The 21,992-nt window shown below is 66.9% G+C and carries 23 protein-coding genes and 1 pseudogene; 9 read left to right on the top strand and 15 right to left on the bottom strand.

Annotation, left to right across the window (positions count from 1 at the left end):
* Together Q7J26_RS11660 and Q7J26_RS11665 are read left to right on the top strand one after the other, a co-directional pair.
* The coding region (locus tag Q7J26_RS11660; protein WP_304936592.1) for an AAA family ATPase at positions 1–776 on the top strand (776 nt) is incomplete at its 5' end.
* Between the two features lie 92 nt (positions 777–868).
* On the top strand, positions 869–2,557 hold the full coding sequence (locus Q7J26_RS11665; RefSeq protein WP_304936593.1) for a bifunctional 2-polyprenyl-6-hydroxyphenol methylase/3-demethylubiquinol 3-O-methyltransferase UbiG: 1,689 nt from the start codon (positions 869–871) through the stop codon (positions 2,555–2,557).
* 9 nt (positions 2,558–2,566) lie between these two features.
* Here Q7J26_RS11665 and Q7J26_RS11670 read toward each other — a convergent pair whose 3' ends face one another.
* Together Q7J26_RS11670 and Q7J26_RS11675 are read right to left on the bottom strand one after the other, a co-directional pair.
* Positions 2,567–3,715 (bottom strand): GNAT family N-acetyltransferase, encoded by a 1,149-nt coding sequence (locus Q7J26_RS11670; RefSeq protein WP_304936615.1) that lies wholly within the window; start codon positions 3,713–3,715, stop codon positions 2,567–2,569.
* Positions 3,712–4,170, bottom strand: a complete 459-nt coding sequence (locus tag Q7J26_RS11675; protein WP_304936594.1) for a RidA family protein — start codon at positions 4,168–4,170, stop codon at positions 3,712–3,714. The genes Q7J26_RS11670 and Q7J26_RS11675 overlap by 4 nt, the downstream gene beginning before the upstream one ends.
* 104 nt (positions 4,171–4,274) lie before the next feature.
* Here Q7J26_RS11675 and Q7J26_RS11680 point away from each other — a divergent pair, with 104 nt between their 5' ends.
* Positions 4,275–5,168, top strand: coding sequence for a hypothetical protein (locus Q7J26_RS11680; protein ID WP_304936595.1), 894 nt, complete (start codon positions 4,275–4,277; stop codon positions 5,166–5,168).
* Positions 5,169–5,223: 55 nt separating this feature from the next.
* On the opposite strand, the gene Q7J26_RS11685 is transcribed toward Q7J26_RS11680, so the two are convergent.
* The 3 genes from Q7J26_RS11685 to Q7J26_RS11695 are packed head-to-tail and all read right to left on the bottom strand — an operon-like array spanning position 5,224 to position 8,567.
* Positions 5,224–5,964 (bottom strand): polysaccharide deacetylase family protein, encoded by a 741-nt coding sequence (locus Q7J26_RS11685; RefSeq protein WP_304936596.1) that lies wholly within the window; start codon positions 5,962–5,964, stop codon positions 5,224–5,226.
* A gap of 36 nt (positions 5,965–6,000) precedes the next feature.
* On the bottom strand, positions 6,001–7,296 hold the full coding sequence (locus Q7J26_RS11690) for a nicotinate phosphoribosyltransferase (protein ID WP_304936597.1): 1,296 nt from the start codon (positions 7,294–7,296) through the stop codon (positions 6,001–6,003).
* Between the two features lie 8 nt (positions 7,297–7,304).
* On the bottom strand, positions 7,305–8,567 hold the full coding sequence (locus Q7J26_RS11695; protein ID WP_304936616.1) for a DNA polymerase IV: 1,263 nt from the start codon (positions 8,565–8,567) through the stop codon (positions 7,305–7,307).
* 112 nt (positions 8,568–8,679) lie between these two features.
* On the opposite strand from Q7J26_RS11695, the gene Q7J26_RS11700 reads away from it, so the two are divergent.
* Both Q7J26_RS11700 and Q7J26_RS11705 read left to right on the top strand, forming a co-directional pair.
* Entirely contained in the window at positions 8,680–9,045 is a 366-nt protein-coding gene (locus tag Q7J26_RS11700; protein WP_164952723.1) for a response regulator, read from the top strand.
* Positions 9,042–10,403 carry a PleD family two-component system response regulator gene (locus Q7J26_RS11705; RefSeq protein ID WP_304936598.1) on the top strand — a complete coding sequence of 454 codons (1,362 nt, stop codon included), beginning with the start codon at positions 9,042–9,044 and terminating at the stop codon, positions 10,401–10,403. Before Q7J26_RS11700 ends, Q7J26_RS11705 begins: the two co-directional genes overlap by 4 nt.
* Before the next feature lie 143 nt (positions 10,404–10,546).
* On the opposite strand, the gene rpmG is transcribed toward Q7J26_RS11705, so the two are convergent.
* Positions 10,547–10,714, bottom strand: a complete 168-nt coding sequence (gene rpmG, locus Q7J26_RS11710) for a 50S ribosomal protein L33 (protein WP_008262536.1) — start codon at positions 10,712–10,714, stop codon at positions 10,547–10,549.
* 126 nt (positions 10,715–10,840) lie between these two features.
* Here rpmG and Q7J26_RS11715 point away from each other — a divergent pair, with 126 nt between their 5' ends.
* Positions 10,841–11,407: a hypothetical protein gene (locus Q7J26_RS11715; RefSeq protein ID WP_304936599.1), complete on the top strand. Its 567-nt coding sequence runs from the start codon at positions 10,841–10,843 to the stop codon at positions 11,405–11,407.
* A 4-nt stretch (positions 11,408–11,411) separates the two neighbouring features.
* Here the strand turns inward: Q7J26_RS11715 and Q7J26_RS11720 are convergent, their stop codons facing one another.
* The 4 genes from Q7J26_RS11720 to rnr are packed head-to-tail and all read right to left on the bottom strand — an operon-like array spanning position 11,412 to position 15,707.
* A complete protein-coding gene (locus Q7J26_RS11720; RefSeq protein WP_304936600.1) occupies positions 11,412–11,822 on the bottom strand; it encodes a DUF5990 family protein in 411 nt (136 codons plus the stop codon).
* A gap of 1 nt (position 11,823) precedes the next feature.
* Positions 11,824–12,531, bottom strand: coding sequence for an NUDIX hydrolase (locus Q7J26_RS11725; protein ID WP_304936601.1), 708 nt, complete (start codon positions 12,529–12,531; stop codon positions 11,824–11,826).
* 53 nt (positions 12,532–12,584) lie between these two features.
* A complete protein-coding gene (locus Q7J26_RS11730) occupies positions 12,585–13,385 on the bottom strand; it encodes a hypothetical protein (protein WP_304936602.1) in 801 nt (266 codons plus the stop codon).
* A 6-nt stretch (positions 13,386–13,391) separates the two neighbouring features.
* A complete protein-coding gene (gene rnr, locus Q7J26_RS11735; protein ID WP_304936603.1) occupies positions 13,392–15,707 on the bottom strand; it encodes a ribonuclease R in 2,316 nt (771 codons plus the stop codon).
* A 116-nt stretch (positions 15,708–15,823) separates the two neighbouring features.
* Here rnr and Q7J26_RS11740 point away from each other — a divergent pair, with 116 nt between their 5' ends.
* Complete coding sequence (locus Q7J26_RS11740) at positions 15,824–17,224, top strand: cystathionine beta-synthase (RefSeq protein WP_304936604.1); 1,401 nt, start codon at positions 15,824–15,826, stop codon at positions 17,222–17,224.
* A gap of 4 nt (positions 17,225–17,228) precedes the next feature.
* A complete protein-coding gene (locus Q7J26_RS11745; protein ID WP_304936605.1) occupies positions 17,229–18,392 on the top strand; it encodes a cystathionine gamma-synthase in 1,164 nt (387 codons plus the stop codon).
* A gap of 2 nt (positions 18,393–18,394) precedes the next feature.
* On the opposite strand, the gene Q7J26_RS11750 is transcribed toward Q7J26_RS11745, so the two are convergent.
* From Q7J26_RS11750 to Q7J26_RS11770, 5 genes are all read right to left on the bottom strand, one after another.
* Positions 18,395–18,652, bottom strand: a complete 258-nt coding sequence (locus Q7J26_RS11750) for a hypothetical protein (RefSeq protein ID WP_008260096.1) — start codon at positions 18,650–18,652, stop codon at positions 18,395–18,397.
* Positions 18,653–18,677: 25 nt separating this feature from the next.
* Complete coding sequence (locus tag Q7J26_RS11755; protein WP_008262128.1) at positions 18,678–18,851, bottom strand: hypothetical protein; 174 nt, start codon at positions 18,849–18,851, stop codon at positions 18,678–18,680.
* Positions 18,852–18,887: 36 nt separating this feature from the next.
* Positions 18,888–19,100, bottom strand: a complete 213-nt coding sequence (locus Q7J26_RS11760) for a cold-shock protein (protein ID WP_008260450.1) — start codon at positions 19,098–19,100, stop codon at positions 18,888–18,890.
* Between the two features lie 177 nt (positions 19,101–19,277).
* Positions 19,278–19,979 (bottom strand): TorF family putative porin, encoded by a 702-nt coding sequence (locus Q7J26_RS11765; protein WP_304936606.1) that lies wholly within the window; start codon positions 19,977–19,979, stop codon positions 19,278–19,280.
* A 35-nt stretch (positions 19,980–20,014) separates the two neighbouring features.
* Complete coding sequence (locus Q7J26_RS11770; RefSeq protein ID WP_304936607.1) at positions 20,015–20,947, bottom strand: nitronate monooxygenase family protein; 933 nt, start codon at positions 20,945–20,947, stop codon at positions 20,015–20,017.
* A gap of 531 nt (positions 20,948–21,478) precedes the next feature.
* Between Q7J26_RS11770 and queF the strand changes: the two are divergent.
* Positions 21,479–21,940 (top strand): annotated as a pseudogene (gene queF, locus Q7J26_RS11775) (preQ(1) synthase).
* Positions 21,941–21,992 lie beyond the last annotated feature (52 nt).

A 21,992-nucleotide genomic window follows, 5' to 3' on the forward strand; every position in this document is an offset into this window, starting at 1 on the left:
AGGTCGCCAAGCAACTCTCGGCCACTCTGGGCATCGAGATGCAGCGTTTCGACATGTCGGAATATATGGAGCGCCACACCGTCAGTCGCCTGATCGGGGCGCCTCCCGGCTATGTCGGCCATGACCAAGGCGGTCTGCTGACCGACGCCGTCGATCAGCACCCGCACTCAGTGGTGCTGCTGGACGAGATCGAGAAGGCGCACCCGGATGTGTACAACATCCTGCTGCAGGTGATGGACAACGGCATGCTGACCGATGCGGTCGGCAAGAAGGTGGACTTCAGGAACGTCATCCTGATCATGACCACCAACGCCGGCGCCGCCGACAACGCCCGCGCCTCCATCGGCTTCGGCCGCGGCAAGGTCGAGGGCGAGGACGACAAGGCCATACAACGCCTGTTCGCGCCGGAGTTCAGGAACCGTCTGGACGCCATTGTGGCCTTCAAGCCGCTGCAGGCCGACACGATCCGCTCGGTGGTGACCAAGTTCATCCTTCAGCTGGAAGCCCAGCTGGCGGATCGCAACATCACCATCGAACTGACCGACGAGGCGGCCGACTGGCTGGCCAAGAACGGCTTCGACGAACTGTATGGCGCGCGTCCTCTGGCGCGGGTCATCCAGGATTCGATCAAGAAGCCGCTGGCCGACGACATCCTGTTCGGGCGTCTGACGCGCGGCGGGCACGTCAAGGTCCAGCTGAAGGACGGCAAGATCGACTTCGACATCAAGAGCGCTGGCGGCGTTCCTGCGAAGTCGGAGGAAGAAGAGACGGCCTGATCCGCCAGGATCGGTGAAAGTGAAAAGGCCCGGACGGCGACGTCCGGGCCTTTTTTCATGCGCGGCGTGACGACCGGCGGCATAGTGGGGCGATGCGAGGGGCGGAACAGATCGAAGTGGCGGCGGCTCAGGTCGCGGAGGCGGAACGGCGTCTGGCGCAGGGCGATCTCCACGGCGCTTTCGCCGCCTACAAGGCGAGTCTGAAGGCTGCGCCGGACTTCGCGCACGGGCTGGCGGGGTTGGGGGTGTTCCTGGCCGAGCGCGGCGATCCCGGCGTGGCGGCCCAACTGCTGAGCCAGGCCATGGCGGCGGGCGATGCGGATCTGCAGGGGCGGGTCGCGCCGGTTTTGGCGCGGCTGCTGTCCGGGTTGAAGCCGAACGCCTGTCATCCGGCGCTGGAGCGGGACCTGTTGGCCTGTCTGGCGGCGCCGGGCGTGGACGCCCAGACCCTGGCGCGGGTGACGGCCGAGACCCTGTTGTTGAAACAGCCGGCGTTCGACGGCGCGGCGGCGACGCTGGCGGTCATGGGAAACGATCCGCTTTGGCTGGGGTTTCTGTCGCGGTGTCTGAACGTCAGCGCGGCGATGGAGGCGCGGCTGGACGCCGTGCGAGCGAGGCTGGTTGCGACGTTTGAGGCGTCGGGGGAGGGGGGTGAGCCCCCGATCCGCGCGCTGTTCTGCGCATTGGCGCTTCAAGGTTTCGCGTCCGACTACGCGGCGGCGCCGGTGGAGGAGGCGGGCGTCCTGGCGGCCTTGTCCCGGCCCCTGACGGCGGCCGAGGCGGCGGGCCTGGGCGACGGCCCGATCCAGGCCCTGTTGGCAAGACGGACCATAGAAGAACCGGCCCGCGAACGGGCGTTGGGGGCCTCGGCCCCGGTCCTGACGCGCGTTCAGTCGGGCACGTCCGACGCCGTGTCGGAGGCGGTGAAGGCGCAGTATGAGACCAATCCTTATCCCCGCTGGTCGGCGCCGCCTGCTCCGCAGCTCCGTTCAATGCGTGAGGTCGTTGCGGCTCTGCCTGGATTGGATCGACGGGCGTTCGACGGACGAGCCGATACGCTTCTGGTGGCGGGCTGCGGCACGGGGTTCGAGCCCATCGACCTGGCCCGGATGGACCCCTCGCTGACGATCACGGCCATGGACCTGAGCCGGACCAGCCTGGGGCACGGGATGCGGGTGGCGCAGGACCTCGGGCTGGACCGGATCCGCTTCGTTCAAGGCGATATTCTCGCGCTGGACCCGGCCGAACTCCGATTCGACGTCGTCGTCAGCACCGGGGTGATCCACCATATGGCGCGACCGCAGGACGGGCTGGCGCGGTTGGCCGGCGTCACGCGGCCGGGCGGGGTGGTGCGACTGGGCCTCTATAGTGAGCGGGCGCGGGCGGTGGTGCGGGCGGCGCAGGATCTGATCCGGGCGCGGGGCTGGACGCCGGTCGAGGCCGACATTCGCGCCTTCCGGTCCCATGTGCTGGCCCTGCCTGACGACGCCCCGCTGGCGGTGCTCAAGGAGAGCACGGACTTCTACAGCCTCAGCGGTTGTCGCGACCTGGTCTTTCATGTGCAGGAGCAGGCCTATACGCCGCCGCAGCTGGGCGAACTGATCGCTGGGGCGGGGTTGCGGCTGGTCGGCTTCGAGGCGCCGCCCGAGGCGATTGCGGCGTTCAGGGCCGCTTTCGGTGCGGCCGATCCGCTAGATCTGGATCTTTGGGACCGGCTGGAGATCCAACGGCCGACCCTGTTCGCCGGCATGTATCATCTATGGGCGCAGAAGCCGGCTTAGAGCAGGACGTTAGCCTTCCTTTTTGAAGGGTGACAGTTCCTCGGTCATCTCCAGCCGTTGAGCCTCGACGGCCGGGCCTTCCCGCCGCAGATAGTCGGCCACCGGACCGCGCAACGCCGGGTCGGCGATGAAATGGGCGGAATAGACCGGCGATGGCAGATAGCCGCGCGCGATCTTGTGCTCGCCCTGGGCGCCCGCCTCGACGCGGGACAGACCGCGCGCGATGGCGAACTCGATCGCCTGATAATAGCAGAGCTCGAAATGCAGGAAGGGCACGTCTTCCAGCGTGCCCCACTGGCGGCCGTACAGGGCGTCGCGGCCGATGAAGTTCAGTGCGCCGGCGATGGGCGTTTCGTCGCGGAAGGCCATGACCAGGGCGATCCGGTCCGCCATGGTCGCGCCGACACGGGTGAAGAAGTCCCGCGTCAGATAGGGACGGCCCCATTTGCGGTCGCCCGTGTCCATGTAGAACGCGAAGAAGGCGTCCCAATGGGCCTCGGTGATGTCGGCGCCGGTCAGGATGCGGATGTCGAGATCGGCCTGGGCGTCGCGGCGTTCGCGGCGGATGGTCTTGCGCCGGTTGGCCGACAGGGCGGCCAGGAAGTCGTCGAAGGTTTGATAGCCGTCATTGCGCCAGATGAACTGGATGTCCTGACGGGGCAGCAGGCCGGCCTGGGCGATGTCCGTCCATTCGATCTCGGTCGGGAAGTTGACGTGCAGGGACGAGACCCCCATCCGCTCCACCAGGGTCAGGGCGCCTTGAAGCAGGGCCTGGCGCACCGTCGCGGCGTCGGTGTCGGGATGATGCAGGAACCGCGGCCCGGTCGCCGGAGTGAAGGGCACGGCGCCGAGAAGCTTGGGATAATAGCGGCCGCCGGCGCGCTCGTAGGCGTCGGCCCAGCTGTGGTCGAAGACGTATTCGCCCTGGCTGTGGCCCTTCAGATAGAGGGGCATGACGCCGAGGACGGCGTTTTCATCGTCACGCAGGGCCAGGTGGCGCGGCGCCCAGCCTTCCTGCGGGGCCGCGCTGCCGGAGGCCTCGCAGGCGTGTAGGAAATCATAGGAGACGAAGGGATCGCCGGTGGGACGCGCGCAGGCGTCCCAGGCCTCGCGGCCGATGTCGGCGATCCCTTCGTGGACCGAGATCTGGAAGATCAGCGGATCTCCACGACGGCGTCGATCTCGACGGCGAAGCCGAGCGGCAGCTTGTAGACGCCGACGGCCGAGCGGGCGTGGCGGCCGGCGTCGCCGAACACCTCGACCATCAGGTCCGAGCAGCCGTTGATGACGGCGGGAATGGCTTCGAAATTCGGACCGGCCTGGACGAAGCCGCCCAGCTTCACGATCCGCACGACGCGGCTCAGGTCGCCGTCGCAGGCGGCCTTGATCTGGGCCAGCAGATTGATTCCGCACAGGCGGGCGGCGGCGTTGGCCTGGTCCGGCGTCACGTCCACGCCGACCGTGCCCTTGACCCCGCCCGAGGCGTCGTTCGACAACTGGCCCGAGATATGGACCAGGGCGCCCGCCTGGACGAAGGGCACATAGTTGGCCACCGCCTTGGCGGGTTCCGGCAGGCTGATGCCGAGTTCGGCGATGCGGGCGTCGATGCTCATGATGTCTCCTTGATCTGGTCGGCGGTTTAGCGCGGCGCAAGGGCGGCGTCACGGGGCGCGCGGCTTTAAAGCTTCGCCAACCGGGCCGTGTCATGGTGTCGTCCATGGATCTGCACCTGACCCCCGACGTCTCCGCCTTCGAGGCCGTTCTGGCGCGGCTGTCGCCCGAGGGCCGGGCGCGCGTGGACGCGGCCTTGGAGCCGGCGGCGGCCAGAGCCGCCGAGGCGGCGCCCCACTGGGATTTCGAAATGCCGGCCAAGGCGGTGGACGCCCTGCTGGGGCAGGGCGTGTCGGACGACGTGCGACGTGGCCTGGTCGCGGCCTGGGCCCTGGGTCTGCCGGACCGGGTGAAGGCCATGGTCCTGCCGGCCGAGGTCCTGACGCTTTATCCCTACTGGATCGACCAGTTGGCGGCGTACCTGAGCAAGGCCGAGGGGGATTACGACTTCGACCACTGGTCCAAGGATGTGCGTTTTTCCCTGGCGCTCAGCGTGCCGGGGGCCAAGAGCCAGGTGATTGACCTCAGTTCGCCGGTCGGGCCGGGGCAGATCGTCAAACATGTGCGCGAGGGTTGGGGCTTCGGCCCGCTGTTCCGGTATCTGGCGGCGGGCGCCAAACGTGCGCCCTGGCTGGAGGTCCATACCGAGAGCCGCTGGCTGCGGGGTTTCAACGAGGACGGCTGGAACGAGGCCTGGGCGACGGCGGCCGAACTGTGCCGCGCGCGGCCGGAGCTGGCCGGGATGATCGGCTCCAGCTGGTTCTATGATCCGCCCCTGACCGAGATCAGCCCGCGCCTGGCGCACCTGCGACTGAACCCGCTGAAGGGCGGCGCCTTCATGGTCCATCAGGGACCGGGCGAGATCCACACCGAACGGGCCGGCACGGCCTCGGCGTCGCGCAAGGCGCTGATCGACAGCGGCGACTATACCGCGCGGTCATGGCTGATGGTTTGGCCGAGGAAGCAACTGATCGCCTGGGCGGATCGGAGGAAGGCGTAAGAGACCGCTTCTCATCAAGCGTAGTCACAAGCCCTAGAATGACGGCGGGAGGGGGCTAATAAGCCGCCATTCCCCACGCCGCCGCGACCGGCTGTATGTCCAGATCGGCGGTCTTGGCCAGGCGGATCAGGCGGTCGATGTCTTCGGGGCGGCAGCCGTAGGGGGTGGGGGCGTCGCTGACGTCGTGGCCGTAGGCGATCAGCCAGCCTTTCGACGCCGCCGTGTTCGCGACCAACTGTTCCAGATCATAGCCGGGCAGGCGGCGGCTCTCCAGCCCGACGGCCTGCAACAGATTGCGGTCCACGCGGCCGGCGTTGATCCCGTCGCGCACGCCGCGCCCGCACAGGAAGCGCCGGTCGATCACCGGCTTGGCCCCAAGAGCGCAGTCGCCGAACGGATAGGCGAAGCTGAGCATCTGATAGTCGTCCAGCCGTTCCGACACCCAGGCGGCGTTACGGGCCAGGCTGGCGTCCAGTTCGGCGGGCGACAGGGTCAGGGTCGAGACATGTTCATAAGTATGGCAGCCGACCTCGTGCCCGGCCTCGTGCAGGGCCTGGAGATGTTCGGTCTCGAACTGGGGCAGATTCAGATTGCGACCGCCGGCCAGCCCGCCGCAGACATAATAGGTGGCCTTGACGCCATGCTCGGCCAGGATCGGCCCGGCCTCTAGCCAGGCCGAGGCGGGGATGTCGTCGAACGACAGGCTGAGGACGCCCCGCGCGGGCTGGATCATCTCGGCGCGGACGTCGAGGTAGCGGCCGGCGCGGCGGCGCATCTTGTCGATGAAGGCGTTCATCCCGCCCTTATGGCCGAACGGGCTTAAGGCCGGGTTTCAGACGACGACGGGCTGGGCGGTCAGGCCGCGCACGCCGAAGACGCGGCGATAGCGTTCGATCTCGGCCGGATCGCCGACGGCCTTTTCCGGATTGTCCGACAGTTTGACGGCCGGTCGGCCGCCGGCCTCGACCACCTTGCAGACCAGGGAGATGGGCTCCAGTTCCGGCGCGAAGGCCGGCGAGCAGTCGCGGAAGTCATTGGTCAGATTGGTGCCCCAGCCGAAGCTGAGGCGGGCGCGGCCGTGGAAATGGGCGTGGGCGGCTTCGATGCCGTCGATGTCCATGCCGTCCGAGAAGATCAGCAGCTTCTCCTTCGGGTCGCGGCCGTGGGCGCGCCACCATTCGATCAGCCGTTCGCCGGCTGCAATGGGCGGCGCCGAATCGGGCCGGAAGCCGGTCCAGTCGGCGACCCAGTCGGGCGCCTGATCCAGAAAGGCCTCGGTGCCGAAGGCGTCGGGCAGGACGATCAGCAGATTGCCCGCGTAATGCCTGCGCCACTCGTCCAGAACCACATAGGGGGTTTGGGCCAGGGCCGCGTCGTCGGGGGCCAGTGCGGCCAGAACCATCGGCAGTTCGTGACCATTGGTGCCGATGGCCTCCAGGTCGTTCTCCATGGCGTGAAGCACATTGGACGTGCCGATAAAGGCCTGGCCCAGACCCTCCTTCAGCGCCTGGATGCACCAGCGTTGCCACAGGAAGCCGTGGCGACGACGGGTGCCGAAGTCGGACAGGGCCAGGTCGGGCAGGCGCCGCAACCGTTCGACCTTGGACCAGAGCCGGGTCTTGGCGCGTGAATAAAGGACATCCATCTCGAACCGGCCCAGCCGCCGCAGACCGACCCGGCAGCGCAGCTCGTTCAGGATCGCCAGGGCGGGAATCTCCCACAGCGTCACCTCGGCCCAGGCCCCGGAGAAGGTCAGGACATATTGGCCGTCCTGAACCGACAGGTCATAGTCGGGCAGCCGGTAGTCGGTCAGCCAGGCGATGAAGTCGGGCGAGAAGATCTGTTTGACCCCATAGAAGCTGTTGCCCGCCAGCCAGACCAACTCCTTGTTGGTGAAGCCCAGGGTGCGGGCGTGGTCCAGCTGTTCGCGCAGGGCGCCGATGTCGATCTCGTCGGCCAGACGAACCGACCGGGTGCGGTTGATGACCTGGAAGACGACCGGCGTGTCGCGATGCTCGCGCCAGATCATCTGCAGCATCAGCAGCTTGTAGAAGTCGGTGTCCAGCAGGCTGCGGACGATGGGGTCCAGGCGAAAGCCGTGGTCGTAGGCGCGTTTGGCGAGATCCATGCCGCTTCCTAGGGCTTCAGCGCCCGCCCCGCCACCACGGCGTCCTTGCCGAATTTTTCGCGCAGGGCGTCGATGGCGCGTTCGGTTTTCAGGGTCCGGGTCTCAGAGGTCTGGAACAGGCCCGCTGGGGCGTCGTCGGCGTCCTGGATGTCGGCCATGCCGATGCCGATCAGCCGGTAGGGCGGACCCAGTTCCGGCTTCAGCAGGTCGCGGCCGGCGGCGAACAGGGCGCGGGCGGTCTGGATCGGGTCGGCCAGGCTGACGCGGCGGGTGATGATCTTGAAATCGCTGCGCCGCAGTTTCAGCACCAGGACACGGCTGGCGACGCCGTCGCGGCGCGCCTTGGACGCCAGTTTCTCGCACAGGGGCCAGAGCTCGGCCTCCAGCGCCTCCTGAGAGCTCAGGTCTTCGTTGAAGGTGGTCTCGGCGCTCATGCCTTTGCGGTCGCGCTCGGGGTTCACCGCTCTGGCGTCGCGGGCGTGGGATAGGTCGTGCAAGCGCAGGCCGGATTCTCCGTAGCGTTTGACCAGGTCGCGCAGGTCCGCCTTCGCCAGGTCGCCGATGGTGGCGTAACCGTCGCTGCGCAGCGCCTTGCCGAACACCGGGCCGACGCCGGGCAGGGCGGTGACGGGGCGGGGCGCCAGCAGGGCCTGGGCGTTGGCGGCGCCGACGACCGAAAAACCGCGCGGCTTGTCCATCTCCGACGCCATCTTGGCCAGGAAGCGGTTGGGGGCCAGGCCGATGGAGACGGTCAGACCGGTTTCATCCTCGATCTGTTTCTGGAAGCGAATCAACTGGAAGGCGGGCGGGCCGCCGTTCAGACGCTCCGTGCCCGAAAGGTCCACCCAGGCCTCGTCCAGCGACAGCGGCTGGATCAGGGGCGTCAGCCGGCCCAGGGCGCCGAGGATGCGTTCCGACTCAAAGACGTATTTGGCGAAGTTCGGCTTGATCACCACGGCCTCTGGACAGGCCTTCAGCGCCTTGAACATCGGCATAGCGCTGCCGACGCCGTACTGGCGCGCGATATAGCAGGCGGTGGAGACCACGCCGCGCTTGCCGCCGCCGACGATGACCGGCTTGTCGCGCAGTTCGGGCCGATCACGCTTCTCCACCGAGGCGTAGAAGGCGTCGCAGTCCATGTGGGCGATGGACAACTGGTCCAGTTCCGGATCGGCGACAATACGGCGCGAGCCGCATGACGGGCAGCGACGGTCCGGCGGTCCGGCGGGGTCGGCGCCGGTCCACAGGCAGTCGCGGCAGACGGCCTTCATGGCCACGCTTAAGGTCTCCGTAACCTTGGCTTCACCCCAACTTAAGACTGGGCGCCCACTATTCCACCGCACGAGGCGCCCCGTTGTGAGGGGCCCCGCAGGTCAGGTGATGATGTCCAAGAAAGTCCTCATCGTCGAGGATAACGAGCTGAACATGAAGCTTTTTCATGATCTGCTCGATTCCCAGGGCTACGAGACCCTGCAGACCCGTGAGGGACTGCAGGCTCTGGCTCTCGCGCGCGCGCATCATCCGGACCTGATCCTGATGGATATTCAACTGCCTGAAATCTCGGGTCTCGAAGTCACCAAGTGGCTGAAGGACGACGAGGAGTTGAACCACATCCCGGTGATCGCCGTTACGGCCTTCGCCATGAAGGGCGACGAAGAACGCATCCGCCAGGGCGGGTGCGAGGCCTATATCTCCAAACCGATTTCGGTCATGCATTTCCTCGAAACGATCCGGCAGCATCTGGGATGAGCGCGCGGATTTTGGTGGTCGACGACGTGGACGTGAACGTCCGTCTGCTCGAGGCCAAGCTGACCATCGAATATTACGACGTCCTGACCTGCAATGACGGGGCGACCGCGCTGGATCTGGCGGCGGAGCATCAGCCGGACATGATCCTGCTGGATGTGATGATGCCCGGCATGGACGGATTCGAGACCTGTCGGCGGCTGAAGGCGCGGGCGGAGACGCGGCACATACCGGTGGTGCTGGTGACGGCGCTGGACGGCCGCGAGGACCGGATTCGCGGGCTGGAAGCGGGGGCCGACGACTTCCTGACCAAGCCGATCGACGACGTGGTCCTGTTCGCACGCGTCAAATCGCTGACGCGATTGAAACAGGTGATGGACGAACTGCGCGAGCGCGAGGAAAGCAGCCGCCGCATGGGCGTGGACGGCGAGGGCGCCAAGCGGCTGCGCAGCGAGGGCGGCCGGGTCTTGATCATCGACGACGATGCAAGCCAGGCCGCAAAGATCGCCGCCGAACTGGGACGCGAGCACCGCGTCTCCATAGAGTCCGATCCGGAGGCCGCCTTGGCGGCCGCCAAGGGACCGCTGGACCTGATCATCGTCAATGTCGCCGCCGAGAGCTTCGACGGGCTGCGGGTCGTGGCCCTGGCCAAGTCGGGCGATGCGCGTCGCGCCCCGGTCCTGGCCATCGTCGAGCCGAAGGAACGGCCGCGCATGGTCAAGGCGCTGGAACTGGGCGCCGCCGACATCCTGCCGCGGCCGATCGATCCCGAGGAGCTTTCGGCGCGCGCGCGCACCCAGATCCGCCGCAAACGCTACACCGATTTCCTGCGTCAGAAGCTGGACAGCAGCCTGGAGATGGCCGTCACCGACGCCCTGACCGGCCTGCATAACCGTCGCTACATGACCGGACAGTTGCAGGCCCTGGTCGGGCGGGCCGCCCATGGAGGCGCGACGGTGGCGGTGCTGGTGCTGGACATCGACCACTTCAAATCCGTCAACGACGGCTTCGGTCATGACGCCGGCGACGAGGTCCTGGCCGAGTTCGCGGTGCGCCTGGCCACCAATGTCCGCGCGGTGGACGTGCCGTGCCGGATGGGTGGGGAAGAGTTCGTGGTGGTCATGCCGGGCGCCAGCCTGGAAGACGCGCGCATGGTGGCGGAACGGATTCGCCGGGACATCGCCTCGGCGCCCTTCCGGGTCATGGGCGGCAAGGAATTGCTGACCATCACCATCTCGATCGGGGTCGCGGCCACGACCGGCGCCGGCGATACGCCCGAAGCCCTGCTGAAACGCGCCGACGAAGGGGTGTACGAGGCCAAGGCGGGCGGTCGGAACAAGGTCGTCGCCAAGGCGGCCTGACGTCGTTTGGCTCTGTCGTCAGACGGTGTCGAGAAGAACGACAAGCAACTGAAAACGCCCGGCGGATAACCGCCGGGCGTTTCATTTTCAGTAGCAGATCAAGGCGCCCTCGGGTCGTGCGAGGGGCGCCGGGCCTTAAGCCCTTACTTGATCTTGCCTTCCTTGAAGTCGACGTGCTTGCGCACGACCGGGTCGTACTTCTTGACGACCATTTTTTCGGTCATGGTGCGGGCGTTCTTCTTGGTGACGTAGAAGAAGCCGGTGTCGGCCGTGGAGTTCAGGCGGATCTTGATGGAAGCCGGTTTGGCCATCGGAATTACCTCTGCGACGGCGAAAGCCGCTTAAAATAAGAGGCGCGGAACATACTCAGGATCGCCCCAAAGTCAACGGGCGCGATGCCACGTTGATGCGGCGCGAGGCACATATAATGTCGTCGCATGAAAATCGCATCCTTCATCGCCGCCCTGGCCATTGTTTCCGCGCCCTTCGCAGGCGCGGCGTCCGCCTTTTCCACGCCAGAGCAGGACGCCTTCCTGGCGCGGCTCAACACCCTGTGCGGCCAGCGATTCGAAGGCAGGGTCGTCACGACCGATGCGGCCGACGCCAACTTCGCCAGCCAACGTCTGATCATGCATGTCCGCGACTGTTCGGCGGACGAGGTGCGTATTCCCTTCGCCGTGGGCGAGGATCGGTCGCGGACCTGGGTGGTGACGAAGACGGACGCGGGCCTGCGGCTGAAACATGATCACCGGCACGAGGATGGAACGACCGACGTCCTGCACTGGTACGGCGGGGATACGGCGGAGGCGGGCACGGCCGAGCGGCAGGCCTTCCCGGTGGACGCCGAGTCCATCGCCCTGTTCAACGCCAACAACGCCTCGGTCTCGACCACCAATGTCTGGGCGATGGAGGTCCATCCGGATCGGATGTTCGCCTATGAGCTGCGGCGTCCGAATCGGCATTTTCGGGTGGAGTTCGACCTGACGAAGCCGGTCGCCGACTAAAGGATCAAACGACGCGCCAGGCCTGAAGCGGTCGCACGGTGGCGCAGGCGGGACCGCCGTCGCGGGCGCGGCCGGGTAGGATGGCTTCCAGCACGCGTCCATCGCGCGCCAGGGCCAGAAGGTCGGCGGGAATGTCGTGGACGTCGATCTTGGCGCGACGGCTCCATTCGCTGTGCTGTCCGGCCGATGTACCGATGGCGATATAGACGAAACGTCGCGACGGCCCTTCGCGTCGCACGAAGGGACCGGTCAGCCGTCCGTCGTCGGACAGGGTGACCGGGACATCGAAGCGGATCGGACCATCGTCGGCGACGCGTGGCTCGACCGGCATGTTCGCCTTGTCCTGCAAGCTGTAGGCGACGCCCGCGACCGGGTCGGCGATGGTCAGGCGCAGGGTGATCGTAGATCCGGCCATCTCAGTCCCTGTGTTCGACCGTGTGGCGGCCCCGCACCATCCGCACGAAGGGCAGTGGGCGGTTCGGCTGTTCCAGACGTTCGGCCAACTCCCCCAGCACGAAGCGGGTGATGGCGGGCAGGTCCAAGGCGCGAGCCTCGTCCAGCGGTAGCCAGGCGATCTCGTCCAGTTCGCCTGACCCGGCGGTCGGTTCCGGGCTCAGCAGGGCCTCAGCCGGCGCCATGAAGAAGCGGGCGTCGAACCGCCGTGTGCGACCCGGAGGGGTGATGGCCCGGGCGATGTAGGACAGGACGGACAGATCGGGCAGGGCGCCCGCCTGACGATACTCCCGCCACGGTCCGGCGACGCTGGCGGAGGGCGCGGCGCGCCCCAGGATCAGGCCGGTTTCTTCGAACGTCTCCCGCACCGCCGTCAGGGCCAGGGCGCGAGCGCGGCGGGCGGGAACCTCGGCCTCCAGCCGCCGCGCGACATCGGAAGCCAGATCGCCCGTTGCGGCGGCGCTGAAGTCCGCCCGGTCGATCCGCCCGCCAGGAAACACCCACTTCGACGCCATGAAGACATGCCCTGGCGCCCGTCTTCCCATCAGCACCTCGGGCCGCGACCCGCCCCGCGTCAGAATCAGGGTCGCGGCGTCCTTGGGCCGCTGGGCGCCGCCGACGCGCGGGGCGTCGGCCAGATCCTGGGCGGCGTCGAAGGGGGCGGTCGGCATACCCGATTCAATGAACCGAGACGCGGTGGGGGGCAAGGCGCTCCCTGGCCAGGTCAGGTCTTTCGACGCCAGTAGGAGACGAACAGGGCGGCGGAGGACGGGCCGTCGGTGGAGCTGAAGTGGTGGACGACCGAGTCCAGCGGCAGGCTCGGCTCCGATCTGTTCAACTCCTGAACGCCCTCCATGACCACATTCATGTCGTCGCTGGACACATCGGGACGGGCCTTGCCGGCGACTTCACAAAGCGTCGCGGCGCAGGTCACGTTGAGAGTTTCGATGCTTTTCTCGAAGCCCGGAAGGGCGCGGTAGCGCTGCGTCAAGGTCTGTTCTGTGGCGGAAGACCACGCCTGGTCGGTCGAGAACGCGGTCGCCTCGGCATGAAGCGCGGCGATATCGGGCGAGGGCGGCATTCCCGCCAGGATTTTCGAGATGGGGTCGTCGCCGGTCGATGGTTGTGGCGAAACGACCGGCGGCGTGGCGCTCTGATAGGCCAGCAGGCCGGCGGCCAACAGGGCTGTGGTGATCACGATCAGTCTCCATCGTCTGGTGAGGAACGCGCGGCCGAAGGGCGGCGCGTCGGGACGAGGAAGGCTTGCGGTTTGGTTCGGGGCGGCGGCCAGATCGATTAAATCGTCACGATTTTCTTGGGCGACCAGCAGCCGGGCGATCTCGCGACTGCTGGCGAGGCCGGTCTTGCGTCGGGCGGAGCGGAATCGCTCGTTAACCGCAGCGACCGAAAGGTCTTTCATGGTCGCAATGGACTTGGCGGTATGGCCTCGCCCCAGCAGAAGCAGCAGTTCCCGTTCCGTCGCGTTCAGGCGGGCGAGCGCTGGCAATGTTTCCGCCGGGACCATGGGCGACTACTTCCGCTTGCCCTTGCGCACACCCTTCAGCCCGCCTGAGGGCCTGCCGCGCTTTGCTGGCTTGGGACCGCCGGGGCGACCCTTGCCGCGCATCGGCGGGCCGTCGCCGCCGCGTCCCCGGACGCCATAGCGCGGGGCCGGGGCGTTGGGGTCGCGGGGTTCGGGCTCGCTGAGCATTTCGAACACCAGGCCGCCGGTGACGGGGGTGGCCTCCATCAGCTTGACCTCGACCTTGCGGCCCAGGGTGAACCGCTTGCCGGTGCGTTCGCCGACCAGGGCGTGGGCGCGGTCGTCGTGGGCGAAATATTCGCTGCCCAGGGTCGAGACCGGCGCCAGGCCGTCGGCGCCCGTCTCGTCCAGCCGGATGAATAGGCCGAAGCGGGTGACGCCGGTGATCCGCCCGGTGAAGGTGGCCCCGACCCGGTCCTCCAGGAAGGCGGCGATATAGCGGTCCATGGCGTCGCGCTCGGCGGCCATCGACCGGCGCTCGGTCATGGTCACGCCCTCGGCGATGGCGGGCAGTTCGGCGATCTCGCGATCGGTCAGCCCGTCCTTGCCCAGCCCCAGCGCCCGGATCAGGCCGCGGTGGACGATCAGGTCGGAATAGCGCCGGATCGGCGAGGTGAAGTGGGCGTAGCGATCCAGGTTCAGGCCGAAGTGGCCGATGTTCTCAGGGCTGTAGATCGCCTGCATCTGGCTGCGCAGCACGACCTCGTTGACGACATCGGCGTGTTCGGTGTCGCGCGTCTCGTCCAGCAGCTTGTTGAACCGTTTGGTCGTGCCCGGCTCGCCCTTGTTCCACGGCTTGCCGATGGTGGACAGGAAGTCGGCCAGGTTGAAGATCTTTTCTTGGCTGGGCGTGTCGTGGATGCGGTAGATCAGCGGCGTCTTCTTCTGCTCCAGCGTCTCGGCGGCGCAGACGTTGGCTTGGATCATCATCTCTTCGATCAGCCGATGCGCCTCCAGCGAGGCGCGCTTCTCGATGGAGGCGATGCCGCCATCCGGGGCCATGCGGATGCGGCGCTCGGCCGATTCGATCTGCAGCGGGCTGCGCTTCAGCCGGCCCTTCAGCATGGCGTGGTAAGCGTTCCACAGCGGATAGAGGATGGCCTCCATGATCGGGCCGGTCGTGTCGTCGGTCTGGCCGTCGATGGCCGACTGGGCCTGTTCGTAGCTGAGCTTGGCGTGCGACCGCATCAGGCCGCGTACGAACTTGTGGCCGGTCTTTCGGCCGTCCTTGTCGAAGACCATCCGCACAGCCAGGCAGGCGCGGTTCTCGCCCTCCTTCAGGCTGCACAGACCGTTCGACAGCACCTCCGGCAGCATCGGCTCGACACGGTCGGGGAAATAGGTCGAGTTGCCCTTGTCGCGGGCCTCGCGGTCCAGATGGGTTCCTGGGCGGACATAGGCGGCGACGTCGGCGATGGCGACCCAGACGATCCAGCCGTTCGGGTTCTTGGGATCCTCGTCGCGCGCCGCATAGACGGCGTCGTCGTGGTCGCGCGCATCGGCGGGGTCGATGGTGATGAAGGGAACCTCGCGCAGGTCTTCGCGCCCCTTCAGCGTCGGCAGGGCCTGATCCTCGGCCTCGCGCTCGACCGCCTCGGAGAAGCCGGTCGGGACGCCGTGGGCGTATATGGCGATCAGGGAGGCGGCGCGGGGATCGTCCTCCTTACCGATATGTTCAAGGATCTTGCCGCGCTTGGGCCCGAACCGCTGCTCGCCCTTTTCGATGGCGGCCAGGACCAGGTCGCCGTCGCGCAGATCGCCGGACTGGGCCTGGGGCACGAGAAGCACGTCCTTGGAACGACGGTCCACCGGCTCGACGCGGGTCTCGCGCGCCGACTTGCGGATGACGCCCAGGACGCGGTTGGTTCCGACGTCCAGCTTCTTGATCAGCCGGGCTTCCCAGCCGTCCGCGCCGCGCTGGAACTTGACCAGAACCCGGTCTCCCAGGCCGGGCGCGGGGCCGGGCTTGGACTTGTCGGGCATCAGGATGGCGCGCGGCGCGTCGGCGCTGGCCTCGACCAGGCGGACATACAGTTCGCCGTCGGCGTCGCGCTCGATCACATCGGCCACGCCGACGGGGGGCAGGGCGCCGGCCTCGGAAAAGCCCTTGCGCCCGCGCTTGCCCAGTTTTCCTTCTTCTTCGAGTTCGCGGATCATTTCGCGCAAGGCCCGGCGGTCGCCGCCCTTCAGGCCAAAGTGGCGCGCGATATCGGTCTTCTCGGCCGATCCGGCCTCGCGCAGGAAGGCGAGGAGGGTGTCTTTGTCGGGCAGGCCGGCGGGCGGCCTCTTGGATGAATTGGTCATTATGTCTTTCGTAGCGCGGAACCGCGCCCTTGGGTAAATCTTGAGGTCAAATCTTGCGTGAGTTGACCGAGTGAATGCGGGGCTTCAGCTTCCGCCGTCCCCGAATGGAGTCTTCGATGTCCCTGCATGCCCCCGCCCTGAGCGCGACCGTGAAGTCGCCGCTGGATCTGATCGGCAAGACGCCGATGGTGGAGGTGACGAAGATCGACACCGGCAAGTGCCGCCTGCTGCTGAAGCTGGAGTCCCAGAACCCCGGCGGCTCGATCAAGGACCGGATCGCCGTCGAAATGCTGGACGCCGCCGAGAAAGAGGGTTGGCTGAAGGAGGGCGGCACCATCGTCGAGGCGACGGCGGGCAATACGGGCCTGGCGCTGACCCTGGTCGGCCGGGCGCGAGGCTATAAGGTGCTGCTGGTCATCCCGGACAAGATGTCGAAGGAGAAGATCCAGCATCTGCGGGCCATGGGCGCCGATGTGCGCCTGACGCGTTCGGACGTGCCGCATGGCCACCCGGAGTATTACACCGACATGGCCGAGCGCCTGTCCCAGGCCATCCCCGGCGCCTACTACGTCAACCAGTTCGCCAACCATTCGAACGCTGACGCCCATGTGAAGACAACGGGGCCGGAGATCTGGGAGCAGACGGGCGGCGATATGGACGCCTTCGTCGCCGGCATCGGCTCGGGCGGCACCATCACCGGCGTCGCGCGCTATTTGAAGAGCGTCGGCTCCAAGGCTCAGATCATACTGGCGGATCCGGTCGGATCGACCTTGGCCGGCATCGTCAACGAGGGCGTGCCGGGGCCGGACGGCAGCTATACCGTCGAGGGCATCGGCCAGAACTTCGTGCCCGACACGGCGGACATGAGCCTGATCGACAAGGCCTATTCGATCCCCGACGCGGAGGCCATCGCCACGGCGCGCGAACTGCTGCTGAAGGAAGGCATTCTGGCCGGTTCGTCGTCGGGCACCCTGATCGCCTCGGCCCTGCGCTGGTGCCGCGAACAGACCGAAGCCAAGACCTGTGTCACCTTCGTCTGCGACACCGGGGCCAAGTATCTGTCCAAGGTCTATAACGACGCCTGGCTGGCCGATCAGGGCCTGGGCGAGCGCGAGTTGCACGGCGACCTGTCGGACCTGATCAACCGCAAATACGAAAAGGGCGACGTGGTCGTCGCCGGTCCGGGCGACACCCTGGACACCGCCTTCAAGCGGATGAAGGGCGCCGACGTGTCCCAGTTGCCGATCATCGAAGACGGACGCCTGGTCGGCATCCTGGACGAGAGCGACCTGATCCACGTGATGAACACCGACGAGATCACCCGCAAGGAACGGTTCGCCAAGCCGGTGGCCTCGGCCATGACGCGCGATTTGGACACGCTTCAAGTCAAGGAGCCGCTGGACGCCCTGATCCCCGTGTTCGACCGTGACCGTGTGGCCATCGTGCTGGACGGCGAAAAGTTCGTCGGCCTGATCACCCGCACCGACCTGATCAACCACCTCAGCCTGAACCGGTAATCCCATGGCCGACACCAAGAACAGCCAGGGTTTCTCGACCCGCGCCATCCATGCTGGACAGCACCCCGACCCGACCACGGGCGCGGTGATGACGCCGATCTACGCCACCTCGACCTACGCCCAGGAAAGTCCGGGCGTGAACAAGGGCTATGAGTATGCCCGGGGCAAGAACCCGACGCGCGAGGCGTTCGAGGCCTGTATCGCCGACCTGGAGGGCGGCACGCACGGGTTCGGCTTCGGATCGGGCATGGCGGCGACCTCGACGGCGCTGGAGCTGCTGGATGCGGGCGATCATATCGTCACGGGCGATGACCTTTACGGCGGCTCGTGGCGGCTGTTCGAGCGGGTGCGTCGGCGGACCATGGGGCTGGACTTCGCCTATGTGGACCTGAGCGACATCGGCGCGGTCGAGGCGGGCATCACGCCCAAGACCAAGATGCTGTGGGTCGAGACCCCGACCAATCCGCTGATGAAGCTGGCGGACATCGCGGCTCTGTCGAAGGTGGCCAAGGCGCATGGGCTGCTGCTGATCGTGGACAACACCTTCGCCACCCCCTTCTGCCAGCAGCCGCTGAGCCTGGGGGCGGATGTGGTGATGCACTCGGCGACCAAATACCTGAACGGCCATTCTGACATCATCGGCGGGGTGCTGGTGACGGCCGATCCCGATCTGGCGACGCGGATCAAGTTCCTGCAGAACTCGGTCGGCGGCATCATGGGGCCGTTCGACGCCTTCCTGGCCAACCGGGGGCTCAAGACCCTGGCGTTGCGGATGAAGGCGCACTGCGAGAACGCTCTGACCGTCGCTCGCTGGCTGGAGACGCGGGCGGGAGTGGCCAAGGTCATCTATCCCGGCCTGATCGCCCATCCGCAGCACGAACTGGCCGCGCGCCAGATGCACGGCGGCTACGGCGGCATGGTGACGGTGGTGTTGGAAGGCGACCTGGAGCGGACCAAGCGGGTGCTGGAACGGGTGCAGGTCTTTACGCTGGCGGAGTCGCTGGGCGGGGTCGAGAGCCTGGTGAACCACCCGGCGATCATGACCCACGCCAGCGTGCCCAAGGACATCCGCGAGAAGGGCGGCGTCACCGACAGCCTGATCCGGCTGTCGGTCGGGGTCGAGAACGTCGAGGACCTGATCGCGGATCTGGATCAGGCCCTGGGCTGATCTCAGCTGGAGGGCAGGGCGGTCTGGTGGCCGGTGACGGGCGGCAGCTTCTTCTTGGGAGCGGCGCGTTTCACCGGCGCCTTGGCGGCCTTGGGCAGGGCGGCGCGGCGGGCGACTTCGGCGTCGATGACGGGCAGGATGTCGCTGGCGGCCATGACCTGGGTCGAGGCGCCGTGTTCGACCAGACGGGCGGCGTTGGCGCGCAGGGTCACCAGATCGGCGTCGGTCATCGAGGGGATCATGTCGGCGAGCGGGGTCATGCGGGCGTCCTGTAGGGAATAGGCTTCAGGGCCGGCGCGCGAGGCGCCAGCCCTTCAGCTGATTGAAGGCGATCTCAACCACGACCGGATCACCCAGCCCGGAGACGCCCTGAGGCGTACCGAGCGTGGGCAGAACCGTTACGACGTGGCCGTTGTCCAGGCGGACCTTGCGGCCGCCCAGCGGCAGGAGCTTGGTCACCTCGCCGTTGAAGGCGATGGTGTTCCGAAGCGTGTCCTACTCAGCCGCCGTAAGGCGACCGGCGGATTCCTTGCCGGAGCGCGAGTCGCGCTCGATCTCGTACGAGATCTTCTGGCCTTCGTTCAGCGAACCAACGCTCGAGGTTTCGACGGCCGAGGCGTGGACGAAGACGTCCTTGCCGCCGTCATCGGGAGCGATAAAGCCGTAGCCTTTGGTGGGGTTGTACCATTTAACAGTGCCGGTAGCCATTTGGAGACCTCCGTCTGGCGTTGACCGCAGGGAGGGATCCCTGGTCGGCCTGTCGGGTCTGAATGGGATCGGCTTTTGGACCTCGGTGCGTGATGCAAAGGGAGCAGCGGCGTTACGCAGAGAGATATCGACAGACCCTATATGGGCCTCAAACGCCCTTTGTGCAAGGCGCGGCGCTTAGAAGGCGAAGGCGACCTTGGCCACAAGGGCGTCTTCGTACTGCTCGCCGTCCGTATGGGCCGAGGTGTCGTAGTAGCGCAGATCCAGGCCCAGGCGCGGGGTCAGGGCGTAGGTCACGCCGGCGTTCCAGCCGGTGTAGTCGGGGGCGTTGTCCTGCTCGCGGCGGCCCACGGCGACGGATCCCTCCAGCCGGTCGCTGAAAGCCCAGCCGGCCTGGGCCTCGACCCAGGTGAAGGCCTCGGTCGAGCCGGCGGCGTCGGGAGAATACTGGAGCTGGAGCCGCGCCGTGGCCGGACCGATGGCGCGGCTGATGTTGCTGGTGAACTCCCAGCCGTCCTCGTTATAGCCGGCCTCGGCGTCGAGCCGGTTCTTGTAGGCGAGATTGAAATCGAAGGCGTAGCCGAAGGCTTCGGGCCGGTAGCCGGCGACGAACTCCGCCTCGACATTGGAGCCGCCCGCCTGGATCGTCTCCAGGCCCGGACCGACGTAGAAGCGGCCGTCCGCGCTTTCCCAGGTCGCCGCGCCATAGACATAGCCGTCATTGCCCGACTTCGACGCCGCCTTGGAGCGGTTATCCGTGCCGGCGCCGACCTCGAACGACCAGCCGCCGTCAGACGCGGACTGGGCCGCGACAGGGCTCGCCCAGGCTGAAGAGAGGGCGGCTGCGGCGAGGGCGGCGAGGACGGCGGTGCGGATCATGGGGGCTCCAACGCGCGAGATGCGGTTCGGCGCCTTTAGCGTGCTCCGGTCTTGATGGCGAATTCATCCGTAGCCTGAGCGAACTCTTGTCGCAGCCGGGCGACCAGTTCGGCGGTCGGCAGGACGTCGTGGATGGCGCCCGCGCCCTGGCCGGCGGACCAGACCGTCTTCCAGGCCTTGGCCTCGTCGCCCATGTCCAGCTTGTGCTCGGGCAGGTGTTTAGGGTCGATCCCGTTGTCGATCAGGGACTTGATCATGAAGTTGGCCGGAATGCCCGAGACCGCCGGGGTGTGGACGATGTCGGTCGAGCCGCTGTCGATCACCATCTGCTTATAGGCGTCGGCGGCCATGGCCTCGGTCGTGTTGATGAACCGGGTGCCCATATAGGCGAAGTCGGCGCCCAGCATCAGGGCCGCCGCCACGTCCTGGCCGGTCGAAATCGCGCCGGACAGGATGATGGTCCCGTCGAAGAAGCTGCGGACCTCGTTGACCAGGGCGAAGGGGTTGATGATCCCGGCATGGCCGCCGGCGCCGTTGGCGACCAGGATCAGGCCGTCGACCCCGGCTTCGGCCGCCTTGCGCGCATGGCGGATGTTGGCGATGTCGTGGAAGACCTGACCGCCGTAGCCGTGGACCGCATCGACCACGTCTCGCACGGCCCCCAGCGAGGTGATGATCAGCGGCACCTTCTCCTCGACCGAGACCATCATGTCGGCCATCAGCCGGGGATTGGTCGGGTGGACGATGTGATTGACGCCGAAGGCGGCGGCCTCTGGGGTCAGCCGGCCCTTGATCTCGTGAATCCAGTCGCGATAGCCCTCGGTCGTGCGCTGGTTCAGCGACGGGAAGGTGCCGATGATCCCGGCGTTGCAGGCCTCGACCACCAGATCCGGGCCGGAGACCAGGAACATGGGCGCCGAGATGATCGGCAGGATCAGGCCTTTTTGAAGCGAAGCGGGAATGGCCACGGGCGTCTCCTGGGTTTCGTTTCGCTACGCTTAGCGGGCTGTCGCGGGGGAAGGCAATCAGGGAGAATTCGGGCGGCGGGATTTCAGATTCGGCGAGGGAAAAACAGTGTCTGAATAGTATGAATTGTCTGAAATCCGCGTCGGATCTGGACGGTGAAAATACAGTCCAATGTGTCCAGTTTCGGCCCTCCCATCCGATTGGGGTGATTATAACCGGGTTTCAAGGCGTGGTGGGTTGAGCAGCGTTTTTCGACGTCAGGGCGTTGAAAGGCTAAAAGAAAATCTACGGAACTAGGGGCGCTGAACGCCAGAAACCTCGAGCTCGGCGCGCCCCCTCCACCACCGCGCGAAGGGGCGCGGCGGTCCCCCTCCCCCAATGGGGGAGGATTGCGGTCGTCGGCTTCATAGTCCTCCCGGGGAGGGGGACCGCATCTTCGCGGTGGAGGGGGCCGGACGCGGATGGGGTTTGGAATGGGGCGGTTCGCCCGGGGGAGGATTTTCTTACGCGCCGCAAACGCCTAAATGCGCCCCATGACCCACTATACCGACAACCTCAGCCAGCTCGGCGCCCCGACCGCCGCCCCGACCAGCCCCGAGACGGCCGTGCTGGAGCGGGTGCCGAACCCCCATGCGGATACGCTGTATCTGGCCCGGTTCACGGCGCCCGAGTTCACCAGCCTGTGCCCGGTGACGGGCCAGCCCGACTTCGCCCATATCGTCATCGACTATGCGCCGGGCGAGTGGCTGGTCGAGTCCAAGAGCCTGAAACTGTACCTGACCAGTTTCCGCAACCACGGCGCCTTCCACGAGGACTGCACTGTCGCCATCGGCCGGCGTCTGGCGGACCTGCTGGCGCCCAAGTAGCTGAGGATCGGGGGATACTGGTATCCGCGCGGCGGCATCCCCATCGACGTCTTCTGGCAGACGGGCGTGGCGCCGGAGGGGCTGTGGCTGCCGGATCAGGGCGTGCCGACCTATCGCGGGCGGGGGTGAGGCGTTGCGTCCTTCTTCCGCAAGGGGGAGAAGGGACTTTCATCTTCTTTCG

The organism is Brevundimonas sp. (genome assembly GCF_030656255.1).
Taxonomy (GTDB): Bacteria; Pseudomonadota; Alphaproteobacteria; order Caulobacterales; family Caulobacteraceae; genus Brevundimonas.

Bases quoted from the DNA above. Each gene is read 5' to 3' on its own strand.
- Q7J26_RS11665 (WP_304936593.1), top strand. From the start codon at position 869: ATGCGAGGGGCGGAACAGATCGAAGTGGCGGCGGCTCAGGTCGCGGAG.
- Q7J26_RS11675 (WP_304936594.1), bottom strand. From the start codon at position 4,170: ATGAGCATCGACGCCCGCATCGCCGAACTCGGCATCAGCCTGCCGGAA.
- Q7J26_RS11680 (WP_304936595.1), top strand. From the start codon at position 4,275: ATGGATCTGCACCTGACCCCCGACGTCTCCGCCTTCGAGGCCGTTCTG.
- Q7J26_RS11685 (WP_304936596.1), bottom strand. From the start codon at position 5,964: ATGAACGCCTTCATCGACAAGATGCGCCGCCGCGCCGGCCGCTACCTC.
- Q7J26_RS11690 (WP_304936597.1), bottom strand. From the start codon at position 7,296: ATGGATCTCGCCAAACGCGCCTACGACCACGGCTTTCGCCTGGACCCC.
- Q7J26_RS11695 (WP_304936616.1), bottom strand. From the start codon at position 8,567: ATGAAGGCCGTCTGCCGCGACTGCCTGTGGACCGGCGCCGACCCCGCC.
- Q7J26_RS11700 (WP_164952723.1), top strand. From the start codon at position 8,680: ATGTCCAAGAAAGTCCTCATCGTCGAGGATAACGAGCTGAACATGAAG.
- Q7J26_RS11705 (WP_304936598.1), top strand. From the start codon at position 9,042: ATGAGCGCGCGGATTTTGGTGGTCGACGACGTGGACGTGAACGTCCGT.
- rpmG (WP_008262536.1), bottom strand. From the start codon at position 10,714: ATGGCCAAACCGGCTTCCATCAAGATCCGCCTGAACTCCACGGCCGAC.
- Q7J26_RS11715 (WP_304936599.1), top strand. From the start codon at position 10,841: ATGAAAATCGCATCCTTCATCGCCGCCCTGGCCATTGTTTCCGCGCCC.
- Q7J26_RS11720 (WP_304936600.1), bottom strand. From the start codon at position 11,822: ATGGCCGGATCTACGATCACCCTGCGCCTGACCATCGCCGACCCGGTC.
- Q7J26_RS11725 (WP_304936601.1), bottom strand. From the start codon at position 12,531: ATGCCGACCGCCCCCTTCGACGCCGCCCAGGATCTGGCCGACGCCCCG.
- Q7J26_RS11730 (WP_304936602.1), bottom strand. From the start codon at position 13,385: ATGGTCCCGGCGGAAACATTGCCAGCGCTCGCCCGCCTGAACGCGACG.
- rnr (WP_304936603.1), bottom strand. From the start codon at position 15,707: ATGACCAATTCATCCAAGAGGCCGCCCGCCGGCCTGCCCGACAAAGAC.
- Q7J26_RS11740 (WP_304936604.1), top strand. From the start codon at position 15,824: ATGTCCCTGCATGCCCCCGCCCTGAGCGCGACCGTGAAGTCGCCGCTG.
- Q7J26_RS11745 (WP_304936605.1), top strand. From the start codon at position 17,229: ATGGCCGACACCAAGAACAGCCAGGGTTTCTCGACCCGCGCCATCCAT.
- Q7J26_RS11750 (WP_008260096.1), bottom strand. From the start codon at position 18,652: ATGACCCCGCTCGCCGACATGATCCCCTCGATGACCGACGCCGATCTG.
- Q7J26_RS11760 (WP_008260450.1), bottom strand. From the start codon at position 19,100: ATGGCTACCGGCACTGTTAAATGGTACAACCCCACCAAAGGCTACGGC.
- Q7J26_RS11765 (WP_304936606.1), bottom strand. From the start codon at position 19,979: ATGATCCGCACCGCCGTCCTCGCCGCCCTCGCCGCAGCCGCCCTCTCT.